Annotated in this window: 18 protein-coding genes; 8 read left to right on the top strand and 10 right to left on the bottom strand. The window is 68.1% G+C overall.

What is annotated here, in order from left to right; genetic code table 11:
- Nucleotides 1-12 precede the first annotated feature (12 nt).
- The 5 genes from pcaD (at nt 13) to ACSLUQ_RS17030 (ending at nt 3,996) form a co-directional block, all read left to right on the top strand.
- Nucleotides 13-783, top strand: a complete 771-nt coding sequence (pcaD, locus tag ACSLUQ_RS17050) for a 3-oxoadipate enol-lactonase (protein WP_461809207.1) — start codon at nt 13-15, stop codon at nt 781-783.
- Nucleotides 780-1,217: a 4-carboxymuconolactone decarboxylase gene (gene pcaC / locus ACSLUQ_RS17045; protein ID WP_461809206.1), complete on the top strand. Its 438-nt coding sequence runs from the start codon at nt 780-782 to the stop codon at nt 1,215-1,217. Before pcaD ends, pcaC begins: the two co-directional genes overlap by 4 nt.
- On the top strand, nt 1,210-1,950 hold the full coding sequence (gene pcaH / locus ACSLUQ_RS17040) for a protocatechuate 3,4-dioxygenase subunit beta (RefSeq protein ID WP_461809205.1): 741 nt from the start codon (nt 1,210-1,212) through the stop codon (nt 1,948-1,950). Before pcaC ends, pcaH begins: the two co-directional genes overlap by 8 nt.
- On the top strand, nt 1,950-2,534 hold the full coding sequence (gene pcaG / locus ACSLUQ_RS17035; protein ID WP_461809204.1) for a protocatechuate 3,4-dioxygenase subunit alpha: 585 nt from the start codon (nt 1,950-1,952) through the stop codon (nt 2,532-2,534). The genes pcaH and pcaG overlap by 1 nt, the downstream gene beginning before the upstream one ends.
- 61 nt (nt 2,535-2,595) lie before the next feature.
- On the top strand, nt 2,596-3,996 hold the full coding sequence (locus ACSLUQ_RS17030; RefSeq protein WP_461809203.1) for a lyase family protein: 1,401 nt from the start codon (nt 2,596-2,598) through the stop codon (nt 3,994-3,996).
- A gap of 19 nt (nt 3,997-4,015) precedes the next feature.
- Here the strand turns inward: ACSLUQ_RS17030 and ACSLUQ_RS17025 are convergent, their stop codons facing one another.
- The 10 genes from ACSLUQ_RS17025 to ACSLUQ_RS16980 form a co-directional block, all read right to left on the bottom strand.
- Nucleotides 4,016-4,960 (bottom strand): ABC transporter permease, encoded by a 945-nt coding sequence (locus ACSLUQ_RS17025; RefSeq protein WP_461809202.1) that lies wholly within the window; start codon nt 4,958-4,960, stop codon nt 4,016-4,018.
- A complete protein-coding gene (locus ACSLUQ_RS17020) occupies nt 4,957-6,039 on the bottom strand; it encodes an ABC transporter permease (protein WP_417771321.1) in 1,083 nt (360 codons plus the stop codon). Before ACSLUQ_RS17020 ends, ACSLUQ_RS17025 begins: the two co-directional genes overlap by 4 nt.
- On the bottom strand, nt 6,036-7,616 hold the full coding sequence (locus ACSLUQ_RS17015; protein ID WP_461809201.1) for an ABC transporter ATP-binding protein: 1,581 nt from the start codon (nt 7,614-7,616) through the stop codon (nt 6,036-6,038). The genes ACSLUQ_RS17020 and ACSLUQ_RS17015 overlap by 4 nt, the downstream gene beginning before the upstream one ends.
- A gap of 195 nt (nt 7,617-7,811) precedes the next feature.
- Entirely contained in the window at nt 7,812-8,819 is a 1,008-nt protein-coding gene (locus tag ACSLUQ_RS17010) for a BMP family protein (protein ID WP_417771323.1), read from the bottom strand.
- 308 nt (nt 8,820-9,127) lie between these two features.
- Nucleotides 9,128-10,762 (bottom strand): murein biosynthesis integral membrane protein MurJ, encoded by a 1,635-nt coding sequence (gene murJ / locus ACSLUQ_RS17005; RefSeq protein WP_461809200.1) that lies wholly within the window; start codon nt 10,760-10,762, stop codon nt 9,128-9,130.
- 43 nt (nt 10,763-10,805) lie between these two features.
- Nucleotides 10,806-13,619 carry a [protein-PII] uridylyltransferase gene (locus ACSLUQ_RS17000; RefSeq protein ID WP_461809199.1) on the bottom strand — a complete coding sequence of 938 codons (2,814 nt, stop codon included), beginning with the start codon at nt 13,617-13,619 and terminating at the stop codon, nt 10,806-10,808.
- Nucleotides 13,620-13,770: 151 nt separating this feature from the next.
- A complete protein-coding gene (locus ACSLUQ_RS16995; RefSeq protein ID WP_417771326.1) occupies nt 13,771-14,142 on the bottom strand; it encodes a helix-turn-helix domain-containing protein in 372 nt (123 codons plus the stop codon).
- Nucleotides 14,139-14,750 (bottom strand): Smr/MutS family protein, encoded by a 612-nt coding sequence (locus tag ACSLUQ_RS16990; protein WP_417771327.1) that lies wholly within the window; start codon nt 14,748-14,750, stop codon nt 14,139-14,141. The genes ACSLUQ_RS16995 and ACSLUQ_RS16990 overlap by 4 nt, the downstream gene beginning before the upstream one ends.
- Nucleotides 14,747-15,790 (bottom strand): murein transglycosylase A, encoded by a 1,044-nt coding sequence (mltA, locus tag ACSLUQ_RS16985; protein ID WP_461809198.1) that lies wholly within the window; start codon nt 15,788-15,790, stop codon nt 14,747-14,749. Before mltA ends, ACSLUQ_RS16990 begins: the two co-directional genes overlap by 4 nt.
- A 240-nt stretch (nt 15,791-16,030) precedes the next feature.
- Nucleotides 16,031-16,747, bottom strand: a complete 717-nt coding sequence (locus tag ACSLUQ_RS16980) for a Tim44/TimA family putative adaptor protein (RefSeq protein WP_417771329.1) — start codon at nt 16,745-16,747, stop codon at nt 16,031-16,033.
- A gap of 460 nt (nt 16,748-17,207) precedes the next feature.
- Between ACSLUQ_RS16980 and ACSLUQ_RS16975 the strand changes: the two genes are divergently transcribed.
- From ACSLUQ_RS16975 to polA, 3 genes are all read left to right on the top strand, one after another.
- Nucleotides 17,208-17,753: an FxsA family protein gene (locus ACSLUQ_RS16975; protein ID WP_461809197.1), complete on the top strand. Its 546-nt coding sequence runs from the start codon at nt 17,208-17,210 to the stop codon at nt 17,751-17,753.
- A gap of 64 nt (nt 17,754-17,817) precedes the next feature.
- Nucleotides 17,818-18,861: an acyltransferase family protein gene (locus ACSLUQ_RS16970; protein ID WP_461809196.1), complete on the top strand. Its 1,044-nt coding sequence runs from the start codon at nt 17,818-17,820 to the stop codon at nt 18,859-18,861.
- 370 nt (nt 18,862-19,231) lie between these two features.
- Nucleotides 19,232-22,249: a DNA polymerase I gene (polA, locus tag ACSLUQ_RS16965; protein ID WP_461809195.1), complete on the top strand. Its 3,018-nt coding sequence runs from the start codon at nt 19,232-19,234 to the stop codon at nt 22,247-22,249.
- Nucleotides 22,250-22,264 lie beyond the last annotated feature (15 nt).

Below are 22,264 nucleotides of genomic sequence, written 5' to 3'. Positions count from 1 at the left end.
CGGGACGGACGCGTGCTTCACGCAAGCCACAGGCCGGGCACTGGCGCGGTGACGCTGGCGTTTTCCAATTCGCTCGGCACCGACCTGCGCGTCTGGGACGCCGTCGCCGAGCGCCTGCCGGCAGCCTTTGGCCTGCTGCGCTATGATACCGCCGGCCACGGGCTTTCCTCCGGGGGGGCCTCCACCCGCTCTCCCTCTGTTTCTGACCATGCGGACGACCTCGCTCATCTCCTCGACACGTTCGGCATCGGCAAGGCCGTTGTCGTCGGACTGTCCGTCGGCGGGCTGATCGCGCAGGATCTGGCGATCCGCCATCCGGATCGGGTCGCCGGCCTCGTCCTGTCCAACACCGGCATGAAGATCGGCGCGCCCGAGATGTGGGAGGCGCGGATCGCGGCGATCGCGGCCGGTGGCATGGAGGCGATCGCCGAGGCAACGATGGAGCGCTGGTTCTCGGAACGCTTCCGCCGCGACCGGCCGGCCGAGCTTGCCCTGTGGCGGACGATGCTCGCCCATTGTCCGGCCGACGGCTATTGCGCGCTGGCGCGCGCCATCGGCGCCGCCGACCTGCGGGAGCTGACACCCACGATCCGCCGCCCCGCGCTGTGCATCGCGGGCTCGCAGGACCTGGCGACGCCGCCGGAAACGGTGCACGCGCTGGCGCGGGCAATCGAGGGGGCGGAGTTCGCCGAAATCGCCGGGGCCGGGCACCTGCCCTGCGTCGAGGCACCGGAAGACATCGCCGGGCTCCTTGTCGGTTTCGTGGAGGGGAGGATCGCATGAGCGAGGGCCGGGACCCCTATGACGACGGTGTGGCGACACGCAGGGCGGTGCTGGGCGAGGCGCATGTGGCGCGCGCCCAGGCGGCGGCGACCGCCTTCGACGCGCCCTTCCAGGAACTGATCACGCGCGGGGCGTGGGGCACCGTCTGGTCGAGCGACGCGATCACCCGGCGGGAACGCTCGATGATCACCGTCGCGCTGCTCGCGGCCCTTGGCCAGGATGAGGAACTGGCCATGCACTGCCGCGCCTGCGCCCGCACCGGGGCAAGCGCGGACGATGTGCGCGAGGCGCTGATGCATGTGGCGATCTATGCCGGCGTGCCGGCCGCCAACCGGGCAATCCGCATCGCCCGGGCCGCCTTCGCCGAGACGGCGACGCAAGAGAAAGACAGCGCCGCCGGCGCGCCGGGGGAGGAGCAGGAAAACGATGGCTGAAACCGCGCGCGGGCAGGGGCCCGCTTTCTATCGCCGCGACAGGAGCGGGCACCCGCCGTCGCTGACGCCGGCCTACAAGAGCTCGGTGCTGCGCGCGCCGGTCCGCCCGCTCGTCTCGCTGGAGCAGACGAAACTGGAAAAGACCGGCCCGGCCCTCGGCCGGCGCCCGCTCGGACCGCTCGACCACGACCTCATCCGCAACGCCGCTGTGAGCGGCGACGCGCTCGGCGAGCGCATCTACGTCTTCGGCCGGGTTCTCGACGAGAACGCGCGCCCCGTGCCCGATGCGCTGATCGAGGTCTGGCAGGCCAATGCCGCGGGACGCTACGCCCATGTCAACGACGGCTATCTGGCGCCGCTCGACCCGAATTTTTCCGGCTGCGGGCGCTGCGTCAGCGACGCGGACGGCCGCTATCTCTTCCGCACGATCAAGCCCGGCCCCTATCCCTGGCCGAACAATGGATCCGACTGGCGACCGGCGCATATCCACCTTTCGGTGTTCGGCGAGGCCTTCGCCCAGCGACTGGTCACCCAGCTCTATTTCGAGGGCGACCCGCTCATCCCGCTCTGCCCGATCGTCAACACCATCCCCGACAAGAGCGTCGTCGAGCGGCTGGTGGCACGGCTCGACATGCGCAATCAGGAGCCGTTCGACTGCCTCGCCTACCGGTTCGACATCGTCCTGCGCGGACGCCGGCAGACGCATTTCGAGAGCCAGCCGGAGGGCATGTGATGGGCGACGAAGGACTGACCGCGCGACTGGTCGAAAGACTGGCCGAAACCCCGTCGCAGACGGCGGGCCCCTTTGTGCACATCGGCACCGCGCCGCAGGCGATAGGGCGCAACGCCGCGATCAACATGCCGGGCGCGGAGATCGACAGCGACACGGGGCCGGCGATCGAGATCGAGGGCACCGTCTTCGACGGGGCCGGTGCGCCGGTGCGCGACTGCATGCTGGAAATCTGGCAGGCGGACGGCAGGGGCCGGGTGGGCGAGCACGGGCTCTTCGCCCGCGCAACGGCCGATCTTTCCACCGGCCTGTTCCGCTTCAGGACGGTAAAGCCGGGCGTTCACGCGGAAGGACACGCTCCGCACATCGCGCTGTTGATCTTCGCGCGCGGCATCAACATCCATCTGCACACCCGCATCTACTTCGAGGAGGACCGCACGGCCATCGCAGCCGACGGCGACCTCGGACGCATGGATCCGGCGACGCGCGAGACGCTGATCGCACGTGCCGTCGAGGGGACAGGCGACCGCTACCGGTTCGACATTCGGCTTCAGGGCGCGGATGAGACCGCGTTTTTCGACATCTGAGCACAAAGGCGGATAGTCTGCGGCGACACACTCCAAGACCCCCGCCCGGAAGCGATCCGACATGGCCGAAACGCCCCTTCATTCCCCGCTCTATGCCGGCCTTTTCGGCGACGCGGAAACCCTTGCGCTGTTCACCGACGAGGCGGAAATCGCCGCCATGGTCGAGGTGGAACGGGCCATCGCCCGCGTGCAGGGCGGGCTCGGCCTGATACCGGGCAAGGCGGCGGCGGCGATCGACCGGGAACTCGCGGCGCTGGCCGACCGGGGCGATCTGCCGACGCCGGAGGAACTGGCGCAAGGCACGGCATCGGCCGGCGTTCCCGTGCCGGCGCTGGTTGCGGCGCTGCGCCGCCGGATCGGTCGCGAGGCGGCCGACCATCTCCACTTCGCAGCCACCTCGCAGGACATCGTCGACACCGGCCTGATGCTGCGCCTCGGCAAGGCGGTTGCAGTGCTGGAGAAGCGTCTCGCCGGACTCGTCGACGCGCTTGCCACCCTTGCCCGCGCCCACGGCACGACGCCGATGGCCGGACGCACCCGCACGCAAGGCGCGACGCCGGTCAGCTTCGGCTTTCGCGTCGCCGGCTGGGCGCTGCCGCTCGCCCGCGCGCTTGCCCGCACGCGGCGGCTTTCCCGCGACGGGCTTGCCGTACAGCTCGGCGGCGCCTCGGGCGACCTCGCCGCCCTGTTCGAGAGTGCCGGCGCGAAGGGGCTCCCAGATGATTTCGGCGCGCGGCTTGCCGGCGAACTCGGCCTTTCCGACGCCCCGCCCTGGATGACCGACCGACAACCGCTGGTGCGGGTCGCGGACCTGTGCAGTGCGATCTGCACCGCCGGCGAGAAGCTCGCCGCCGACGTGCTCATCGCCGCGCGCTCCGAGATCGGCGAGCTCCGGCTGAAGGGGGCCGGCGGCTCCTCCACCATGCCACAAAAGCAGAACCCGGTCCGGGCCGAGGCGGTGGTGGCGCTGGCGCGCCAGGGGCGCGGCCTTGCCGCCATGCTGTCAGGAACGCCCGCCCATCAGGACGAACGCGACGGCGCCGGCTGGATGGGCGAATGGCTGATCCTGCCGCAGCTCCTGCCGGTCACCGGAGCGCTGCTTCTGCAGGCTGGCGCGCTCGTCGACACGCTGGAGCCACAGGTGCGGCGGATGGGGGAAATCGTCACGCAAGGCGGCGGCGCACTGCTAGCAGAACGGCTTTCCTTCGCGCTCGTGCCGCATGTCGGGCGCGCCCGCTCGCAGGACCTGGTAAAGGCGGCGGCGGCGAAGACCCGCACGCAGGACATCACGCTCGTCGATGCGCTGAAAGAGATCGCGGACAGCGAGACGGGCGAGGGCGGGGCGGGTCTGCGCACACTCGACTGGGAGGAACTCGGCTCCTTCGCGGCGGCGAGCCGGCCGGCGGCAGCGATGACGGAGAGGCTGCTTGCCGAGGTCGACCGGCTGACGCGCGCGGGCTAGAACCCCGCGCGCCCGCCGCTCAGCGCTGGCCCTTGAAATAGGGCTTGAGCATGGCGCGCGGGTAGTCGGCCTTGCGGGCGACGACGACGAGCGCGGCGATGGACAGAAGATAGGGCATCATCAGGAAGACCTGACCTGGCACGAAGGCGCCGACCTCGGTCTGGAGCCGCACCTGGAAGGCATCGAACGCGCCGAAGAGCAGCGCCCCGAGCAGGGCCTTGCCCGGCCGCCAGGAGGCAAAGACCGTCAGCGCGATGCAGATCCAGCCACGGCCGTTGACCATGCCGAAGAAGAAGGCGTCGAAGGCCGACATGGTCAGGAACGCCCCGCCCAGCGCCATCAACGCCGAACCCGCGACCACCGTCCCCATGCGCAGCCACGTGACCGAAAGCCCCTGCGCCTCGACAGCAGAGGGATTGTCGCCGACGGCGCGGATCGCCAGGCCGAGCGGCGTTCGGTAGAGCACGAAGCCGACCGCCAGGACGAGCGCCAGCGCCAGCATGGTGAGCGCGGTCTGCTGGAACAGCACCGGGCCGATGAACGGCAGGTCGGAGAGGCCTGGAATGTCGAGCGGCTGGAACGCCTCGATGCGCGGCGGCGAACTCACGTCGGGCAGCGCCGTACGGTAGGCATAGTAGCTGAAGCTCGTGGCGAAGAGCGTCACGCCGATGCCCGAGACATGCTGTGACAGGCCGAGCGGTACGGTGAGGATGGCGTGGACAAGGCCGAAGGCCGCCCCCGCGAGCGCGGCGACCAGCACGCCGCCCCACAGGCCCGCGCCAAGCCAGGCGGCCATCCAGCCGGCCATGGCACCGGCGGTGAAGATGCCTTCGATGCCGAGATTGAGGACGCCGGCACGCTCGCACAGGAGCGCGCCCAAAACGCCGAAGATCAGCGGCGTCGCGATGCGCAGCGCCGCCGCCCAGAAGCTCGCCGAGGCGAGAATGTCGAGGACCTCGGTCATGCCTCTTTCCCGCCTTTGCCGAAGGGGCCGGTGATGCGCACCTTGAAACGCACGAACAGGCCCGAGACCAGAACCGCGATCAGCGACGTGGCAACGACGAGGTCGGCCAGATAGTTGGAAACGCCAATGGCCCGGCTCATGCTGTCGGCGCCGACGAAAATGCCGGCGATGAAGAGCGCGGCGACGACCACGCCGAGCGGCGACAGGCCGGCGAGCATGGCGACGACGATGCCGGAATAGCCGAAACCGGGCGAGATGTCGGCGGTGAGATAACCCTTGAGGCCTGCGACCTCGCCAACGCCGGCGAGCCCCGCGAGCCCGCCGCTGATGAGGGCGACCCGCAGGAAGGTCGCCGTCACGGGAATGCCCGCGTGGCGGGCGGCATCCTGGTTCTCGCCGACGGCGCGGATCTCGTAGCCGACCACGGTCCGCTTCATGACGATATGGATGGCAATGGCGGCGACGAGCGCCACGATCAGCCCGGCGTGAACGCGCATGCGGGCCATCAGCTTGGGCAGGCTCGCCTCCGCCAGGATCGGCGCGGACTGGGGCCAACCCATGCCCATCGGATCCTTCATCGGCCCCTCGAGCATCATCTGCACGAAATAGATCACGACGAAATTGAGAAGCAGCGTCGTCACCACCTCGTCTGCCCCGAGCCGAACCTTGAGGAGGGCAGGAACCAGCATGAGCAGGCCGCCGGCGAGGAAGCCGGCGAGCAGCACGGTCGGGATCATCACCGCCGGCGGCATCGACACCGTGCCCGAACCGATGGCGACGGCGGCGAGCGCGCCGGCGTAGAGCTGCCCCTCGCCGCCGATGTTCCAGAGCCGCGCACGGAAGGCGATGGCCGCGGCAAGGCCGGTCAGGATCAACGGCGTCGCCCGCGCCAGCAACTCGGAGAGGGCGAAGAGCGAGCCGAAGGCGCCCTTGGCCATCAGGCCGTAGGCGGTCAGGACCGGCGCACCGGCCGCCGCAATCGGGATCGCGGCCAGAGCGAGTGCCGCCAGCGCGGCGATGACGGGGGCCGCGATGCGGCGGGCGGGCGAGACGCTTTCGCGTGGTTCGAAGCGGATCATGCCACCGCGTCCTCATGGTCGTGGCCGGCCATCATCAGGCCAACGGTCGCACGGTCGAGATCTTCCGTCGCCGCCGGCGCGGACAGCCGGCCACGGTGGATCACCGCGATACGGTCGGACAGGGCGAAAAGCTCGTCGAGATCCTCGGAAATCAGGATGACGCCGGCGCCACGCCCGCGCGCCGCGAGCAGGCGGCGGTGCACGTCGCCGGTCGCGCCGATGTCGAGCCCGCGCGAGGGCTGGGCGGCAAGCACCACGCGCGGATCGGCGTCGAGGGTGCGGGCGAGCACGATCTTCTGGATGTTGCCACCGGACAGGAGCCGCGCCACAGCGTGACCGCCGGAACAGCGGATGTCATAGGCGGCAATCGCCTCCTTCGCCCGCGCCGCGATGGCGCCGAAGTCCAGGAACCCCAGGCGCTGGTAGCGCGGCGAGCGGATCTCCTCGATGACGAGGTTCTCGGCGACCGTCATGGCGCCGACGATGCCGTCGCGATGCCGATCCTCGGGAATGCGGGCGAGGCCGGCGCGGATCATCGCCCGCGCGTCGTGGGCCTCGATCGGTCGGCCGTCGAGGCGGAGCGCACCGCCGGTGGCGGGCGTCAGGCCGGAGAGCAGGCGGGCAAGCGTCGCCTGGCCGTTGCCCGAGACGCCGGCGATACCGAGGATCTCGCCAGCGCGCAACTCGAGATCCACGTCGGAGAGCGCGTCGCGGCCGGATCCTGCGGAAACGCGGGCCATCGCCAGCAGCACGCCACCGGGCGTGCCCGGTTCGCGCAGGGTCTGGGTCAGCGCATGACCGACCATCAGCTCGGCCAGCTTCTTGCGGTCGCATTCGACTGTGGGCAGGTCGGCGACCTTGCGGCCGTGACGCAGCACCGCCACCCGGTCGGAGGCAGCGAGCACCTCGGCAAGCTTGTGCGAAATGAAGACGATGGCGATCCCGTCGGCGGCAAGCGTCTTGAGGGTCGAGAAGAGCTGCTCGGACTCTTGCGGAGTAAGCACCGCGGTCGGCTCGTCGAGCACCAGCACGCGGGCATCCCGGTAAAGCGCCTTGAGGATCTCGACGCGCTGCTTCTCACCGACCGAAAGCCGCGAGACGCGCAGGTCCAGATCGACGACGAGGCCGCAGCGGCGCATCAGCGCCTCGAGCCTTACGCGCGCGCCTGCCGGGGCGCTGCGCGGCGCGAAGAGAGGACCGGTCCCAAGCAGGATGTTTTCCAGCGCCGTCAGGTTCTCGGCGAGGGTGAAATGCTGGTGCACCATGCCGATGCCGGCGGCAAGCGCGGCATGCGGCGATCCCGGCTCGAGCGGGGCCAGACGGCCGCCTGAACCGGAGCCATCAACCAGAACCTCTCCTTCGTCGGCGACATAATGGCCGAAGAGAATGTTCATCAGGGTCGTCTTGCCGGCGCCGTTCTCACCGAGCAGCGCGACGATCTCGCCGCGGCGCAGATCGAGGTCGATGCCCTCGTTGGCGACGAGCGGGCCGAAGCGCTTGGTGATGCCGGCAAGCGACAGGACAACGGGCGCGATGGCCTGCGTCTGCCGGGCCGCGTCCTGCGGGGAGGCGGGCATGGGACCCTCTTTCCGGTCTTGCGGGGGGCGCTCGGGCCGGAACCGGTCCGGAGCGGGCCTGATCGTCATGGCGGCCGGGGACGGAGCGCCTGTCATCGGCCGCCGCGTGTCATATCGGGCGGACGCGGGCGCGGCAAGCCGCCACTCCCGGGCCGGGACCGGTGGCGTGGAAAACCCCGCCACCGGGAAAGCCGGTCACATCGTCGACTTGGGCTCGCCGTCGTTGACGTTGACGCGGAAGAGACCGTCGACGATCTCCTTTTCCTTCTCACGGGCAGCCTTGACGGCATCCGCATCGGCAAGCGTCTCGTCGACGACAAAGCTGCCGCCGCCATAGCTCATGAAGGAATACTGGCCGTAGTCAGCCGGCTCGAAGCTGTCGGAGGCGACCGCCTCGACCACCTTGTCGATGGTCGGCTGCATGTGCCACAGCGCGCTGGCGAGGATCGTTCCGGGATAGTCGCCGGCGGTGTCGATGACATTGCCGATGGCCAGCACGCCCTTCTCCTTTGCCGCGTCGGACACACCGAAGCGCTCGGCGTAGAGAATGTCGGCGCCCTTTTCAATCATGGCGAAGGCGGACTCCTTGGCCTTCGGCGGGTCGTACCAGGAGTTGATGAAGGTCACGAGGAACTTCACATCCGGATTGACCGCGCGCGCGCCGTCCATGAAGGCGTTCATCAGCCGGTTCACTTCCGGAATGGCGTAGCCGCCGACCATGCCGATGACATTGGACTTGGTCGCCTTGCCGGCGATCATGCCGGTCAGGTAGCTGGGCTCGTGGATCCAGTTGTCGAAGACCGCGAAATTGGGCTGCGCCGGACCAAAGGAAGAGCCCATCAGGAAGGCGGTGTCGGGGTATTCGGCCGCCACGGAGCGGGCGGCGCGCTCAACGGCGAAGGCCTCGCCGATGATCAGATCCATGCCGCCTTCGGCATATTCGCGCATGACGCGCTCATAGTCGGTGTTGGCCACATTCTCGGAATAGGTGTAGGTCACATCGCCGCGCGCCTCGGCGGCCTTGAGCGCCTCGTGGAGACGGCCGACCCACTGCTGCTCGACCGGCACCGTGTAGATCGCCGCGACCTTGAGCGGCTTGTCCTTGGCAAAGGCCGGCATCGAAGCGCCGGCGAAGGCCGCCGCGCCGACGGCAAGACCGAGCACGGCCCGGCGCGTCCACGCGAAACTGGATTGGAACGTCATCAGCTTTCCCCTGCATGCGCCGAATGTCGGCAAGCGGCGTGGAGTTCGCCTCCATCGCCCGCGATCCGGCGCCGCACGGGAAGCCCCGGCCGGACGGCTGTCCGGCGGATCAGAACCTGCCCCCTCGCCCGGCGCGCCGGACCTTCCCCGACCGGTCGCGCGTCTCCGCATCCCGGCCGATCATCACAAGCCGCGATTGGACCACATTCCCAGAAAACCGACAATGCGGGGACCGGTGCGCCGGCTCATTTTCTTGATCAAATGGACAGGATTTGATCATTTGGTCAAAAATTGACCCGGCATCTGTCTCAATTTTCGTCCGCGCCGGAGGGTGGGGGCGTGGTTGGCGCGCCCTGCCGCGCCGCCTTGCGGCGGGCCTGCGAGGCCTTGCCCCTGCGGATGTAGCTCCTGATGTCGACGGCTCCGGTGACCTGCACGAAGACGGCGAAGAGCACCATTCCAGCGGCAACCAGCAGTGCCAGCGCGCCGAAGCGGGCGGCGACCGCCTCGGCGGTGAGCCAGGGCGCCAGCAGCCCGGCGCCGAAGTGAACGCCCGCGCCCATCAGCAGGCTTGCCAGAGCCAGCAGCGGCAGGCGCTTTCGAGAGCGGGAATCGAAGCGGAAATGGCCCCGCTTCCACAAGACGGCGACGAGCAGGCCGGTGTTGATCCAGCCCGCAAGGCTGGTCGCCAGCGCAATGCCGACATGGGCAAGGAAGGGTGCCAGCGCCAGCGCGCCGGCGACATTCACCACCATGCCGATGCCAGCGAACCACATCGGCGTGACGGTGTCCTCGCGGGCGAAGAAGGCGGGCGAGAACACCTTGTTGAGGACGAAGGCCGGCAGGCCGACGGCGAAGGCGACGAGCGCCCCCGTCGTCGCGGCCGCCGCCTCCGGCCCGAACTCGCCCCGCTGGAAAAGCACCGACACGACGGGGCCCGGCACGACGATCAACGCCACCGTCGCCGGCAGGGTGAGCGCGAGGGAGAACTCCAGCGCCCGGTTGAGCCTGTCGTTCGCATCCGCGGCGGCGTTTTCCGCTCCCGATCGCAGCGCCCGGGAGAGATCCGGCAGCAACACCACGCCAATGGCGATGCCGACGACACCGAGCGGCAGCTGGTAGATGCGGTCGGCGTAATAGAGATAGGAGACGGCGCCGGCCTGGGCGGAAGCGATCACCGTGCCGACGGCGATATTGATCTGTGTGATGCCGCCGGCGACAACGCCGGGCACGCCAAGCTTCCACAACCGGCGCACCCCCTGCGTGAGGCGCGGGCGTCGCAGCGGGACGGAAAATCCCATGCGGCGCACGGCGACAACGAGCAGCGCAAGCTGGGCGACGCCGGCGACGGTGACGCCGGCCGCAAGCACCATGCCGAGCGTCTCACCGGTCTCGAGACCGACGGCCCAGATGCCGAGCAGCACCGTGATCATCACCAGATTGAGCACCACCGGGGCGAAGGCGGCGGCCGCGAAGCGCTGGAAGGTGTTGAGAATGCCCGACAGGAAGGCGACCAGCGACATGCACAGCAGATAGGGAAAGGTGATCCGCGACAGCAGGACCGCCAGGTCGAACTTCTCCGGATCCTCGGCAAATCCGGGCGCCAGCACGAAGACGAGGCCCGTCATGCCGACGAAGGCAATGGCGGTGAGCGCCATCAGCGTCCAGAACAGTGCAGCCAGGATCTCGCCGGCAAACCGGCGCGCGCCCGCCTCGCCCTCTTCCTCCAGCGACCGGGCAAAAAGCGGCACGAAGGCCGAGTTGAAGGCCCCTTCCGCGAACAGCCGGCGGAACAGGTTGGGCAGGCGGAAGGCGACGAAGAAGGCATCGGCGACCGGGCCCGCGCCGGCGAAGGCGGCGATCATCACGTCGCGGGCGAAGCCGAGCACACGGCTCGTCATGGTCGCGCCGCCGACGGTGGCGAAATTGCGCAAGAGGCTCATGCAGGGTGCTCCGGGAGCGCGGGAAAGCGGGGGAAGGCTCTTGTCAGGCGGCGCCGGCGCGGCGCGGCCGCCGTCTTGCGGGATCCTCGCCCGCCTCGCCCTCGACCGCCTCGCTCAGGCGCTCCCGGATCGCTTCCTGACGGCCGATGTTGGCGATTTTCTGGCCCGTGAGGTCGGTGACATAGAAAACGTCGACGACGCGCTCGCCAAACGTCGCCACATGGGCGGAATTGATGTTCAGGTTGAGATCCGAAATCGCCCGCGTCAGGTCGTAGAGCAGGCCGGGACGGTCGAGGCCGGAAATTTCCAGCACCGTATAGCGGTTCGACAGGGCGTTGTTCACCAGCACCTCCGCCTCGATGCGGAACGCCTTCATGCGCCCTCGCGAGGCCACCTTGCTGGCGACGCTGTCCGGCAGGCGCTCCTGGCCGCGCAGGGCCTTCTCGATCAACCGGCAGATGCGCGCGCCCCGCCGCGCCTCGTCCTCGTCGCCGGGCAGTTCGCGCGAAATGAAGATCGTATCGAGGGCAAAGCCGTCCGTCGTGGTGTCGATCTGGGCATCGACGATGTTGGCGCCGGCGACGAAACAGGCGCCGGCGATCACCGACAGCAGGCGCGGGTGGTCAGCGGCGAGCACGGTGATCTCGGTCACCTCCTCGAAGGCATGCGGAGCAACGCGGGAGGCGAAGCCGGTGCCGGCCCGGTCGCCGGCGCGGATCATTTCCGCATCGGCGACCTTGCGCTCCAGCGGCACGCGCAGCCAATAGGCCGGATAGTGCCGCTCCAGATAAGCCTCGCGCTCCGCCGGCTCCCAGTGCCGGAGCGCCTCGGCGAGCTCGTCCCTGGCGCGGGCGACGCGCATGTCGTGGGGGAGGTGCGAATGGCCGCCCGTCAGCACCGGCTCGGTCTCGTAGTAGAGCGTGCGCAGGAGCTGCCCCTTCCAGCCGTTGAAGACATTGGGGCCAACGGCGCGGATATCGGCCACCGTCAGCACCAGCAGCAGCTTCAGCCGCTCGAGGCTGCGCACCTCGCGGGCAAAGTCCTCGATGGTCTTGCGGTCTGCCAGATCGCGCGACTGGGCGGTGGTGCTCATGTCGAGATGATGCTCGATCAGCCAGGCGACCGTGTCGGTCTCCGACGCACTGAGGCCGAAGCGCGGGCACAGGCGGCGGGCGATGCGGGCGCCGGCAATGGAATGATCCTCCGGCCGGCCCTTGGCGATGTCATGCAGGAACATGGCGACGAAGAGCACGCGCCGGTTCTGGATCGTCTTGATCAGATCGGTCGAGAGCGGATGGTCCTCGCCCGCCTCGCCGCGCTCGATCTCGCCGAGGATGCCGACCGAGCGGATCAGGTGCTCGTCCACCGTGTAGTGGTGGTACATGGAGAACTGCATCATCGCCACGACCTTGCCGAAATCCGGCACGAAGCGGCCGAGAACGCCGGTTTCGTTCATCCGCCGCAGCACGGTCTCCGGATCGTTGCGCGAGGTCAGGACCTGGAGGAACAAGCGGTTCGCCTCCGCATCCTCGCGCACCGCCGAGGTGATGAGCTTCAGCGACCGGCGCACCAGCTTGAGCATCTCCGGGTGCAGCAGGGCCGAAAGCCGGTCGGCGATGGCGAAAAGGCGGATGAGATTGACCGGGTCCTTCTCGAAGATCGTCGGCGCGGCGGCGTTGAGGCGGCCGTTGTCGATGACGAAGTCGGTCGTTCCCTTCACCGGGCGACGCTGCGAGCGGCCCGTTATGCGGCCGATGAGCTGGGAAAGCGGCTGCGGAGCCTTGGCGTGCTGCTCCTCCAGCGCGGCGCAGAAGATGCGCGTGAGGTCGCCCACGTCCTTCGCCACGAGGAAGTAGTGCTTCATGAAGCGCTCGACATCCTTCATGCCGGGGTGCTGGGTGTAGCCAAGGCGCACGGCGATGTCGCGCTGCAGGTCGAAGGAAAGACGCTCCTCAGACCGCCCGGTGAGAAAGTGCAGGTGGCAGCGCACCGCCCAGAGGAAATCCTCGCCCTTGCGGAAGCGCTTGTAGTCGGCGCGGGTGAAGACGCCGGCCTTGACGAGGCCGGAACCGGTGCGCACCCTGTAGAAGTACTTCGAGATCCAGAACAGCGTGTTCAGGTCGCGCAAGCCACCCTTGCCCTCCTTGACGTTGGGCTCGACCAGATAGCGCGAGGCGCCTTGGCGGGTGTGGCGGGCATCGCGCTCGGCAAGCTTCGCGGCGATGAATTCCGGCCCGGTGCCGGCCACCACCGTCTTGTCGAAACGCTCCATCAGCTCGTCGGTCAGCCCGGTGTCGCCCCAGACATGACGGGCCTCGAGAATGGCCGTGCGGATGGTCATGTCGGTGCGCGACAGGCGCAGGCATTCCTCGATGTTGCGGGTGGAATGGCCGACCTTCAGTCCGAGATCCCAGAGCATGTAGAGGATGTATTCGACCACCTGCTCGCCCCAGGGCGTCTGCTTGTAGGGAAGCAGGAACAGCAGGTCGACATCGGAACCCGGCGCAAGTGTGCCGCGGCCGTAGCCGCCGACCGCGACGATCGCCATGCGTTCGGCCGAGGACGGGTTCTTCACCCGGTAGACGTGATGCACGGCGAAATCGTAGATCACCCGCAGGATCTCGTCCTGGACGTGGCTGAGGCGCTGTGCGCAGAGCGTGCCGCCGCCATCCTCGAAGAGAAGCTCCTCCACGCGTGCGCGGGCATCGCGCATCGCCGTCTTGAGCTCGGCCAGCACCTGGCCACGCACCGAGTGCTCGGATCCGTCGCCGCCGCTCGTCGCGGTCAGCGCCGTCAGCCGCTGGCGCAACCCGTCGGCGTCGACAAGGCCGGAGAATGGATCCTGCGTTTTCGTCATGTCGGTTGGTCTGTCCCTGCTTCGCCCTGCGACGCAGCGGCAGGGTACGCGCGCGCCGGCCCGGGGTCGAGTCCGCCGCGTCCTCCGGCACAAGCCGCAGGCTGCCCCCACATACTGCCCCGAAAGGGTTGCAACTTCGTGGATTTCGGCGTCAGACCCGGTCGCGGGCCGCCGCTGCGCGAAGCTGATGCAGGAGATGTGCCAGGCTTTCCCGTGACAGGCCGGAAATCTTGCCGGCCAGCACATTGGCCAGCTCCGTTGCCTCGGGTTCCAGCCCCGCCGTGTCGATGGAAATCTTCGGATCGGAGAGTTCGGCGAGGCGCTGCAACTCTTCCGCCTCGTCCCAGATGACGTTGAAATAGGCAATGATGCGCTGAACCATGAACCATGTCGGGCGCCCCCGCTTACCGTGTTCGAGCGCCGAGAGATAGGCCGGCGAGACGGAGAGCGCCGCAGCCATTTCCGACAGGGTGAGGCCACGCTTGCGGCGGATTTCCCGGATTTTCGCGCCGAAAGGTGTCATCTGCCGCTCCCGCGCCCGGACCTGCGAATGCGCACGTAGAGCGCGCCCGCGCCGCCGTGGGCCGTGTGGGCCTCCTCGAAACCGACCACCAGCCCGCGAAATTCGGCGAAGGACAGCCATTGCGGCACGACACGGCGCAGGATGCCGCGCCCGTCGGCGGCAAGCGAGCCCCCCGGTCCACCCTTGCCGGTGATCACCAGCACGACAGTGGATCCTTGCGCCTGCGCCTGCGACAGGAACCCGCGCAGGCGCACATGCGCCTCCGCCTGGGTCAGGCCGTGCAGGTCGATGCGCCCGTCGATCGCGCGGGTGCCACGCACCAGGCGGCGGCGCTGGCGCGGCTCCAGCGGGGCAAGCGGCGGCGGTGGTGGGACAAGCTGTTTTGGCGGGGGCGTCGGGCGCAGGGCGGTCTTGCTGACCACCCCCTTGCGGCGCGGCGCGGTCTGCGCCTCGGCCTCGGCCGGATCGGGCGCCGACGGCGGCTCCACCGCGTCCGCCCTGGCGCGGGCGCGCCGCGGCACGACGATGGGCGTCACGTCGGCGGTGACCTTTTCCCAGAGCTGACGCTCCTCCGGCGAGGGAGTGCGTCCCTTGCGCCGGCTGCTCATCGGCCCGCCTCCGGCACGGGCTCAAGCACGAACATCACGCCACGATGCTGGATCAGACCAGCGGCAGCGCCGGCCGCAGCCCCGGAGCCGACGAAGATATCGGCGCGCGCCGGCCCGACGATGGCGGAGCCGGTGTCATCGGCAATCATCAGCCGACGAAAAGGATGCAGCGCACCCGTCTCCGTGCGCGGCAGGTCGGCGGCGATAAAAACCGGCGTGCCATAAGCATGGCGGGTGGCGTCGACGGCCAGGCTGCGGCCGGCGACCAGCGGCAGGCCGGCGGCGCCGATCGGTCCGTCGTCGGTGCCGGTCTCCGTGACTTCGCGAAAAAAGATATAGGACCGGTTGCGCCGCAGGACGCCGTCGACCTCCTGCGGATTGTCGGCCAGCCAGCCGCGCAGGACCTGCATGGTCACGGTGCCCGGTTCGGCAAGGCCGCGTTCGATCATCACCCGCCCGATGGGCGAATAGGGATGGCCGGTCTTTGCCGCGTAGCCAACCCGCATGGTGCCGCCGTCGGCGAGGCGGATGCGCGCCGAACCCTGGACATGCACATAGAAGGCATCGACCGGATCGGCGAGCCAGACGAGTTCGAGCCCGCGCCCGGACAACGCCCCGTCCATGATCGCGCCCCGATCCGGCGGCATGGAAAGGCGCCCGTCGGCCCCTTTCATCGCGAAGGGCGCGTCGGTGGGCAGGGCATCGGGGCGCTTGCCGGTGACGGCAACGAGTTCCGGCGGGCGGAGGAGAAGGGGGAAGCGGTGACGGGCGTCGCGATGGCGCGCGCCCTCGAACTCCGGCTCGAAGTAGCCGGTGAGAAAGGCCGGTTCGGAGACCCGCACCGGCCGGAAGCCATCCTCGAAGAAACGACGGGCCGCCGCCTCGCTCCCCCGGGCCTCGGCCTTTCGCGCCTCCGCGCAAAGCCGCTCAGGCGCGCGCCCGCCAGCCCGGCAATGGCGCAGGTAGGCCGACAGGGCAGCCCGATGATCGTCTTCCGCCCAGCCTGGAACATCGGAGAAGGAAATCGGGCGGGAGGTCATCTCTGGCCGGGCGTCCTTTGCCGAAGCGGGCAGGGCGGCAAGGCAAAGGCCGGCCGCGAGAAGGGGCAGGGCGAGTATCCCCGCCATCCCGGCGGGAACGCCCCGGCCGCCGGTTGGAGCGCGAAACGCAAGCCGGGCGCGCCCGCAAGGTGCGCACCCGGAAAGCCCTTCGCCCGGAGATCGGCGCGCCGGCGACCCGGAGGCCGCGGACAAGGGCGCCGCGCGGCGGCGCATCCTCGCCTACTCGACGGATTCAGTCGCGACCAGACGCCAGTTCGGATCGCGCGAGGTGGTGTCGCGGGCAAAGGTCCAGATATCGGTGACGTCGCTCACCGCATTGGGATCGCCGTCGACGATGGCGCCGTCCTTGTCGCGGGTGGCGGAAATGAGCTCGCTGCGGAACCGGACAGTGATCTGCGCCGTGCTGCCCTTCATCGCCGCCTCGACGATATCGGCCTTGTCGATGCCGACGAAGGTGGACTCGATGGTCTCGCCGCGCGACTCCCGGTCGGAGATGGCCGCCACGAAGCCCTCGTAGACTTCCTTGGATAGAAGCCCCTTGAGCGCCTTGCGGTCGCCCGCGGCGAACGCGGTGACGATCATCTCGTAGGCTGCACGCGCGCCCTGAAGGAAGCCCTGGGGCTCGAAGGAACGGTCGGCCGACAGGATCTGCCGCAGCGCCTCGTTGAGCGCGGACCCCTGGGGCGCGACCTTGTCGAGCGTCGCCGCGCTCGCGCCCTGCGAAGGCACGGACGCATCGGCCTGACCGGGCAGCGAGATCACATTGTCCTCGACAGGACCAGGACCGCCCTTGGCGTCGCGATCCTGCGCCGAATAGGGGTCGAAGGGCGGCCGCTCGCTGCCGGTGCGCTTGCCAAGCACGCTGCGCAGCCTGAGCAGGATCACAACCGCCAGAATGAGAAAGATGAGTGTGGTGACGTCGAACATATGACCCATTTCGCCTTCGGCCGGTATTTCAGGACGGGCTGCCCGGAGTGCGGCAGGGCCGGCCGACCCAAACCCGCCTGGGACCGTACCGGCACGGCACCTCGCACCGGAAGCGATGAAGCTGGCAAAGCGCCCGCCCAAGGTGTCCGGCCCGCTCTCTGACACATCCTTTTGCCCGAGTCCAATATAAGTCCCGCGCGAGCAACATCCAGACTCGATCACGCCAGCCGGACAGTGTTTTCTCCATCAGGCGGTCGTTTCTCCCCGCGAGGGCCTCCCGCTGGCTGTTGGAGACAGCCAGCATAGCCGGAAAATCGGGCAAGTCGCCGAATGACTTTCCACGATCCGCTCGCAATTCCGGCAAGACTTCCCTACATGTGGCGGAAAGGCTTGAGACCCTATCGCGCGCACCGCGCGGTCGCCGGTCTGCCGGATGCAACGCAACAGGGACGCGCGACAGCCACACGCCATGCCAATCGGTCTCGTCATACTGCTTCTTCTCATCGGCCTGCCGCTGGTCGAGATCACCGTCTTCATCGAGGTCGGGTCCGAAATCGGCGCCGCCTGGACGATCCTGCTGACAATCGCCACCGCAATCGCGGGCTCGGTGATGCTGCGCATCCAGGGGCTGACCCTGCTGACGCGCATGCGTCGCGAGATGGACGCCGGGCTCGTTCCCGGCAGCGATCTGGTCGAAGGGGCGCTGATCGTCGTCGCCAGCATCCTGCTGCTGATCCCCGGCTTCGTCACCGATGCCTTCGGCCTGCTGCTGTTCGTGCCGCCTGTGCGCAGCCTCATCGCCGGCTTCGTCATCCGCAACGCGCGGGTGACGGTTGTCAACGCGGGCGGAACGCCCCGCCGCGAGGCCGGCGTCGTTGACCTCGACGCGGACGAATGGCAGCGCAACGAGGGCCGGGGGCGCAATCCCGGCGCGCAGAACTCTCCCTGGATCGCCGACGACCGCCAGCGGCCGGACGACGAGCCGGAGACCGGCAACGGGCGACGTCCCGATTAACAGCTCCTAAAGCCTTGCAACCTATCGTCGTTGCGCCGGGCGGGGGCATGGCGAAAGGGCAGGCATGGGCAAGACGAGCGGCGCGCGTGTCGATTGGGTAGACACCGCCAAGGGCATCTGCATCATCTTCGTGGTCATGATGCACTCGACGCTGGGCGTCGAGAAGGCGGCCGACCAGACCGGGTGGCTCGGTCACCTCGTCGAATTCGCAAGACCCTTCCGGATGCCCGACTTCTTCATGATCTCCGGCCTGTTCCTGGCCCAGGTCATCGACCGGCCATGGCGTCGCTACCTCGACCGCAAGGTCGTCCACTTCTTCTATTTCTACATCTTGTGGCTGACGATCCAGTTCGCCTTCAAGGCGCCGGGCATGGCCGCCGACGGCGGCTGGCAGGCTCCGCTTTCCGAATATCTCCTCGCCTATGTCCAGCCCTTCGGCACCTTGTGGTTCATCTACATGCTGCCGGTGATGTTCGTTGTCACACGCCTGCTGCGCCAGGCCGGCGTGCCATGGCAGGCGGTCATCGCGTGCGCGGCTCTGCTGCAGATCGCCCCGATCGAGACCGGCTCGGTGCTGATCGACGAATTCGCCTCGCGCTATGTCTACTTTTATGCCGGCTACATCTTCGCCGATCGCGCCTTCGCGCTCGCCGCCTGGGCCCGCGCCCACCTCGGCCTCGGCTTCGCCGGCCTGCTGGCCTGGGGCCTGCTCAACGGCACGGTCGTCTTCACCGGGTATTCGACGCTCCCGCTCGTCAGCCTCGCGCTCGGGATCGCCGGGGCGCTCGCGGTCATCGTCAGCGCCGGCCTGCTGACCGAGGTGCGCCTCTACCGGCCGCTCGCCTATTGCGGCCAGAACTCGATCGTCATCTATCTCGCCTTCTTCCTGCCGATGGCCGCGACCCGCATCATCCTGCTCAGGACGGGCGTCATCACCGACATCGGGCTGATCTCCGTACTGGTGACGGCCGCCGGCGTGATCGCGCCGCTGGTGCTGCTGTGGCTGGTCCAACGCACCGGCAAGGGCTGGTTCCTGTTCCGCCGCCCGGCCTGGGCGCGGCTCGAGCCGGCCCCTCCGCGCAAGCCCGTGACGCAGGCGGCGGAATAGTTGTTTACACGCTTAGATAGAAGATATTATATTTTCCCATATTCACTGGGGAGATAAGTTCTATGGTTAAAGGTAAAATTATATTCACCGGAAATTTTTGGGAATTCTTTTTTACATCAATCGGCTTAATCGTTCTTTCAATATTAACGCTCGGACTTTTCTTGCCATACCTAGTATACTGGCAATTTAAGTATTTTTTTGGCCACATGGAAATTGAAATGTATGACAACAGGCAGACGATATACGGCCATCAAAGTTCGCATGGTTGATCCAGTACTCGCTTTGTCTGGATATTCACCAGCCTGTTGATCTCGCGATTTTAACTACCAAAGCAGGGATGTGGCCCTTTCAAAAACCGGAGGCGACGGGCATGATCCGCGCCATGTCGAATGATGCCGCCTCCGCCCTCACCGCCGACGACCACCTGATCCTGGTCGACGGCTCCACCTTCATCTTTCGCGCCTACCACGCGCTGCCGCCGCTCACCCGCAAGTCCGACGGACTGCCGGTGGGCGCGGTGTCTGGCTTCTGCAACATGCTGTGGAAGCTGCTGCAGGAAGGCCTGACGCCGGAGCCGGGCGACGAGCCGACGCACATGGCGGTGATCTTCGACCATTCGGCGAAGACCTTCCGCAACGAGATCTATCCCCAGTACAAGGCCCAGCGCCCGGAGCCGCCGGAGGATCTGATCCCGCAGTTCGGCCTGATCCGCGAGGCGACGCGGGCCTTCACCGTGCATTGCGTCGAACAGGAAGGCTTCGAGGCCGACGACCTGATCGCCACCTATGCGCGGGCGGCGGCGGCGCAGGGCGCGCGGGTCACCATCGTTTCCGGCGACAAGGACCTGATGCAGCTCATCGGTCCGCGCGTCGGCATGATCGACACGATGAAGAACAAGACCTTCGGCGAACCGGAGGTGGTCGAGAAGTTCGGCGTCGGACCGGACAAGGTGATCGAGGTGCAGTCGCTTGCCGGTGACAGCGTCGACAATGTGCCCGGCGTTCCCGGCATCGGCCTGAAGACGGCCGCGCTTCTCATCAACGAGTTCGGTGACCTGGAAACGCTGCTCTCGAAAGCCGATACGATCAAGCAGAAGAAGCGGCGCGAGAACCTGATCGAATTCGCCGAACAGGCGCGCATCTCCAGAAAGCTGGTGACGCTGAAGGATGACGTGCCGGTCGAGCTGCCCGGCGGGGCGTTCAAGGTGCGCGATCTCGACGCCAGCCGTGCACTCGCCTTCCTCAAGGCGATGGAATTCACCACGCTGACGCGGCGCGTGGCGGAGACCACCGGCCTCGACGCCGGAGGTGTGGAGCCGGCGCAGTTCACCATTCGCGGCTGGGACGAGCCGGACGGCAAGGGCCGGCTCTCGCCGATGGCCCCGGCCGCCGGCGGAGCGCCAGCCGCGGCCGAGACGTCGACCCCGCCGGCAGGCGCGGTCACAGCCTCAGCCGCGGCCGATCCGGGTTCGACCACCGGCCCCTGGACACCGCAGGCGCGCGCCGAGGCAGCCGCCGCCCAGGCAGCTGCCATCCCTGTCGACGCCTCCGCCTATGAGACCGTGCGCGACCTGGACAGGCTCGAGGCCTGGATCGCGGCGGCGATGGAGGCGGGCTACGTGGCCGTCGACACCGAGACGACATCGCTCGACGCCATGCAGGCCGAACTCGTCGGCGTGTCGCTGGCAACCGCGCCGGGCGAGGCCTGCTACATTCCGCTTGGCCATGTGGACGGCGAGGGCGACCTGCTCGGCGGTGGCGGCCTGGTCGCCGGACAGATCCCGATCAAGCAGGCGCTTGCCGCGCTGAAGCCGCTTCTCGAGCATCCCGGCGTCCTCAAGATCGGACAGAACCTCAAGTACGACTGGGTTGTCCTCAAGCGTCACGGCATCGAGGTCGGTCCGTTCGACGACACCATGCTGCTCTCCTACGCGCTCGACGCGGGCAAGGGCGGAAACGGCATGGACGCCCTCGCGGAGCGGTGGCTCGGCCACACGCCGATCCCCTTCAAGGAGGTGGCCGGCTCCGGCAAGTCGATGATCACATTCGACAAGGTGCCGATCGACAAGGCGAGCGCCTACGCCGCGGAGGACGCGGATGTGACGCTGCGCCTCTGGCAGGTGCTGAAGCCCCGGCTCGCGGCAGAGGGGATGGCGAGCGTCTACGAGCGGCTCGAACGGCCGATGGTGCCGGTGCTGGCGCGCATGGAAATGCGCGGCATCTCCATCGACCGGCAGATGCTGTCGCGGCTTTCCGGCGACTTCGCGCAAGGGATGGCAGCGCTCGAGACCGAGATCCACGAACTCGCCGGCGAGAATTTCAACATCGGCTCGCCGAAGCAGCTCGGCGACATCCTGTTCGGCAAGATGGGCCTTCCCGGCGGCAAGAAGACCAAGACCGGAGCATGGTCGACGTCGGTTTCCGTGCTCGACGACCTTGCCGCCGAGGGGCACGCGCTGCCGTCGCGGATCGTCGACTGGCGCCAGCTCTCGAAACTCAAGTCGACCTATTCGGACGCGCTGCCCGGCTTCATCAATCCCGAGACGAAGCGGGTGCACACGTCCTACTCGCTGGCGGCGACGACGACAGGGCGGCTCTCCTCCTCGGAACCGAACCTGCAGAACATCCCCGTGCGCACCGAGGCGGGACGCAAGATCCGCAAGGCCTTCGTGGCGGAAAAGGGCATGAAGCTGATCTCGGCCGACTACAGCCAGATCGAATTGCGCGTGCTCGCCCACATGGCCGACATCGGACAGCTCAAGCAGGCCTTCGCCGAGGGGCTCGACATTCACGCGCTGACGGCCTCGGAGATGTTCGGCGTGCCCATCGAAGGCATGGATCCGATGGTCCGCCGCCGCGCCAAGGCGATCAACTTCGGCATCATCTACGGCATCTCCGCCTTTGGCCTGGCGGCCCAGCTCGGCATCTCGCGCGGCGAGGCGGCGGAGTATATCTCCACCTACTTCAAGCGGTTCCCGGGCATTCGCGACTATATGGACGAGACCAAGAAGTTCGTTCATGCCAATGGCTACGTGACGACGATCTTCGGCCGCCATGCGAACTATCCGGAGGTCAACACCTCCAACCCCAACATGCGCGCTTTCTACGAGCGGGCGGCAATCAACGCTCCGATCCAGGGTTCGGCCGCCGACATCCTGCGCCGGGCGATGCTGCGGATGGAAGAGCGCCTGTCAGCTTCGACGCTTGCCGCCAGGATGCTGCTGCAGGTGCACGACGAGTTGATCTTCGAGGTGCCGGAAGATGAGGTCGAGCGGACCATTCCGCTCATCCGCGAGGTGATGGAAACCGCCGCCGAGCCGGCGGTGACGCTCTCCGTGCCGCTGCAGGTGGATGCGCGCGCCGCCGACAACTGGGACGAGGCGCACTGATCCTGCGCCCGCGCA

The organism is Stappia sp. ICDLI1TA098, assembly GCF_054880955.1.
This window is presented reverse-complemented; position numbering and strand designations above follow the sequence as displayed.